Annotated in this window: 4 protein-coding genes and 1 pseudogene; 4 read left to right on the top strand and 1 reads right to left on the bottom strand. The window is 65.2% G+C overall.

Annotation, left to right across the window (positions count from 1 at the left end):
• The 4 genes and pseudogenes from EOA27_RS27455 to EOA27_RS27440 all read left to right on the top strand — a co-directional run.
• A pseudogene (locus tag EOA27_RS27455) lies at positions 1–204 on the top strand (ABC transporter permease); the annotation flags it as partial.
• Positions 201–1,187, top strand: a complete 987-nt coding sequence (locus EOA27_RS27450; protein ID WP_127257734.1) for an ABC transporter permease — start codon at positions 201–203, stop codon at positions 1,185–1,187. The pseudogene EOA27_RS27455 and the gene EOA27_RS27450, both read left to right, overlap by 4 nt.
• Before the next feature lie 21 nt (positions 1,188–1,208).
• Positions 1,209–2,174 carry a sugar kinase gene (locus tag EOA27_RS27445; protein ID WP_126078734.1) on the top strand — a complete coding sequence of 322 codons (966 nt, stop codon included), beginning with the start codon at positions 1,209–1,211 and terminating at the stop codon, positions 2,172–2,174.
• A complete protein-coding gene (locus EOA27_RS27440; protein WP_126078733.1) occupies positions 2,171–2,938 on the top strand; it encodes an SDR family NAD(P)-dependent oxidoreductase in 768 nt (255 codons plus the stop codon). The genes EOA27_RS27445 and EOA27_RS27440 overlap by 4 nt, the downstream gene beginning before the upstream one ends.
• A 29-nt stretch (positions 2,939–2,967) precedes the next feature.
• Here EOA27_RS27440 and EOA27_RS27435 read toward each other — a convergent pair.
• Positions 2,968–3,622: aromatic amino acid lyase (locus EOA27_RS27435; protein WP_189562127.1), on the bottom strand; the 655-nt coding region annotated here is incomplete at its 5' end.

Below are 3,622 nucleotides of genomic sequence, written 5' to 3'. Positions count from 1 at the left end.
GCGCTGCTCGGCACCGTCTTCTCGCGCCGCTTCGTGCCGACCATGGGGGGCACGCTGCTCAGCGTGTTGTTCATCGGCTTGCTCGCGAACGGCTTCCAACTGCTCAACGTCTCCAGCTACTGGGTCAACGGCGTGCAGGGCGCGCTGATCCTGCTGGTGGTGGCGATCACATCCTTTGCCCGCGGTTCGGAGGGTTCGCGATGAGCATCTCGGCCAATGAAACCACCGCCAAGGTGAGCCTGCGCGGCTTCCTCGCCAAATACAGTGTGCTCATCGCCTTCGCGGCCATCGTCATCTTCTTTTCGGTGGCGAGTCCGACTTTTCTCACGCCGGCCAACCTCTTCAACGTGCTGGTCAACAATGTCGTCATGCTGGCGATCGTGGCGCTCGGCCTCACCATCGTCATCTCGTCGGGCGGCATCGATCTCTCGGTTGGCGTCTCGGTCGACATGGCAAGCATGATCTTCGTCATGCTTCTGGCCGCCGGCTATAGCGGCATCGTCGGCGTCGCTGGCGGACTCGGCGCCGCTTTGATCGTCGGCATCCTCAACGCGATCCTGATCACCAGGCTTAACATCAGTCCGTTCCTGGCGACGCTCGGCGTCCTCTTCATCGGCCAGAGCACGCAGCAGCTCGCCACCAGCGGCGGCCAGCCGATTTATCTCACGAGCGGCTATGCAGCGGACCAGTTCAACGCCATCGCCCGCACCGCTCTGTTCGGCGTACCGACGCCGGTCATCGTGCTGATCGTCCTTGTCTTCGCCGTTCATGTCCTGCTGCATCGCTCGGTCTTCGGCCGCTATGTCCAGGCGATGGGCGCGCAGCCGGGCGTGGCCTGGTATTCCGGCATCCGCGTGCCGCGCGAATTGTCGATGGTGCATGTTCTGTGCGCGCTGCTTGCCGGCGTCACCGGCATCCTCTTGTCGGCGACGGTGAAGTCCTACGTGCCGCTCTCCGGCAATGCCTTCCTGCTCGACGCCATCGGCGCCACCTTCATCGGCACGACGCTCAGTCGCGAGCGCAAGCCTTCGGTCATCGGCACGCTGCTCGGCGTGCTGCTGCTCGCCATCGTCAAGAACGGGCTGCTTTTGGTCGGCTGGAATTTCTACTGGCAGCAGGTCGGCATCGGCGTGCTCGTCTTCCTGGTGCTGGCCGCAAGCTTCGGCCTACGTCGCGCCGCCCATTGAATTCGAAAGGTCAAGTCAGCCATGCCCCAATTCGACGTCAGCTCGATCGGCTTCTACGTTCTCGACATCCTCGGACGGCCGGTCTCGCGTATCCCCGAAGGCGGTCGCGCCGACTATATCGAGGAGATCCGCATGACGGTCGCCGGCACCGCCGGCGCGACCGGCATGGACTGCGCCATCCTGGGCCTGAAGACCAGGGCCGTCACCACGCTCGGCACCGACGACATGGGCGACTGGTTTCTCGCCAAGCTGAAGAAATACGGCCTGGAGACGAGCCTCGTTCGCCGCGACGGCAGCGTCCAGACCTCGTCCACCATCCTGCCGGTGCGGCCGAACGGCGAGCGGCCGGCATTGCATGTGCCGGGCACTGCCACCTTGTTCGAGGTCGCCGATGCCGATCTCGATGCCGCGCTCGATGCGACCGTCGTCCATGTCGGCGGCACCGGGCTCCTGAAGCGCTTCGATGGCGAACCGACCGTCAGGCTGTTGAAGCGCGCCAAGGAGCTTGGACGCGTCACCACCTTCGATCTCATCCAGGCGACGCCCGAGACGTGGAAGCTGGTCGAGCCGTGCCTTCCTTACATCGACTATTTCGTGCCCAGCATCGACGAAGCCGGCGAAATGGCGTATGACCGCGATCCGGCCCGCGTCGCGGCCTTCTTCAAGGCGAGAGGCGTGAAGAACTGCATCATCACGCTGGGCGCCGACGGCGTTCATGTCTCGCCCGAACATGGCGAAGATTTCCATCTGCCGGCCTTCGAGGCCGAGGTCTTCGACACAACGGGCTGCGGCGATTCCTTCACGGCGGGCATCATCGTCGGCGTCGTCAGAGGTTGGGACCTCAGGCAGTCCGCGCGTTTTGCCAGCGCGGTCGCCGCCAAGGTGGCGATGGGGCTCGGTTCCGACGGCAAACTCGTTTCATTCGACGACACGGTCGCGGCGATGAATTCGCTTCCGGTCAAGACATCAAAGGTGGAAGCAGCATGACCATTCTTCCTGAAGCCAAGGGCAAGACGGCTCTCGTCACCGGCGCCAGCCGCGGCATCGGCAGGGCGCTCGCGAAGGGGCTTGCCGAAGCCGGCTTCGATGTCGCCATCACCGATCTGCCGTCGCAGGCGGCGGAACTCGACGTGACCAGGGGCGAGATCGAGGCCGCGGGCCGCAAGGCCTATGTCTATAAGATGGACGTCAGCAAGAAGAAGGACATCGAGGCGACCGCGCAGGCCCTGCTTGAAGAGGCAGGCAGCATCGACGTGCTGGTCAACAACGCCGGCATCCTCAAGCCCAGCCTGCTGCAAGATCTCGACGAGGCCAATTGGGACGCGCATTTCGACGTCAACGCCAAGGGCGTGCTGATGATGTGCCAGGCGGTGCTGCCGCATATGCGCGCCAGGAAGTCGGGCAGGGTGATCAACATCGCTTCGATCGCCGGCCGGCAGGGCGTGCCGACGCAAGGCCACTATGCGGCGACCAAGGCGGTGGTGATCACGCTCACCCGCGTGCTGGCGCAGGAGGTCGGCATGGACGGCGTCACGGTCAACGCAATCTGCCCCGGCATCATCCTGACCGAGATGGGCAAGAACAATCTGGGAAGCGAAGCCGCGATCCGCCATTGGGAGGACGTCGCGGCGCTGAAGCGCCTCGGCGCGCCCGAGGATATCATCGGTCCGGTGCTGTTCTTCGCCTCGGACCTGTCGGCCTTCGTCACCGGTCAGGCGCTGAACGTCGACGGCGGTATCTACTACCACTGAGGCTTGCAGCGGTGGCCTGGAGGCTCGCTCTACAGCCGCGGCCCCGCCACCATGCGCGCGACGCGCGCCATGTCGGCGCTCATCTCGCGGTCGTCGTCGAGCGGGGCGACCAGCGCCCGCACGGCTTCGTAGCTGCGCCGCGGTCCTTCGCCCATCGAGTCCAGCACGCCGCGCAACTGCACGCCGGTGGCCGCGAAGATCAGCTCCATCGCCACCAGATAGCGCAGGCGCTCGATGATGCCTGCCGTCTTGGCCACGACGCGCGGCGCCATCGACGACTGGTCCTCGACGCCGTCCGAAATGGCCAGGGGGCTGAGCGACATCGGATTGGCGAGGTGCCGGATCTCGGCTTCGAGCGCGGCGACCGGCTTCTGCAGTTCCGCAAAGCCCTGGCGGCTGCCGCCTTTCGCCGACAGGAAGCGCGGCAGTTCCGCGACCGTCGGCGACATCAGCTTCATCGAGCGGTTGGCGGTGCCGACCGCGCAATGCGCCAGCGCCTGGCCCAGATTTTCCCAGGTCAGCGTGAAGGCGGTCAGGTCGAAATTGCCGTTGGAGACGACGCGCTCGGCCTCAGGCAGGATGACCGGATTGTCGCCTGAATGGCCAAGCTCGATCTCCGTCGCCAGTTTCGCCTGCTCATAGGCATGGAGGAGCCCGCCCCACACTTGCGGCACGCAGCGGAAG

This window comes from Mesorhizobium sp. M2A.F.Ca.ET.037.01.1.1 (genome assembly GCF_003998075.1).
Classification (GTDB): Bacteria; Pseudomonadota; Alphaproteobacteria; order Rhizobiales; family Rhizobiaceae; genus Mesorhizobium.
The sequence above is the reverse complement of the archived record's forward strand: the minus strand, read 5'-3'. Positions and strand labels throughout refer to the sequence as shown.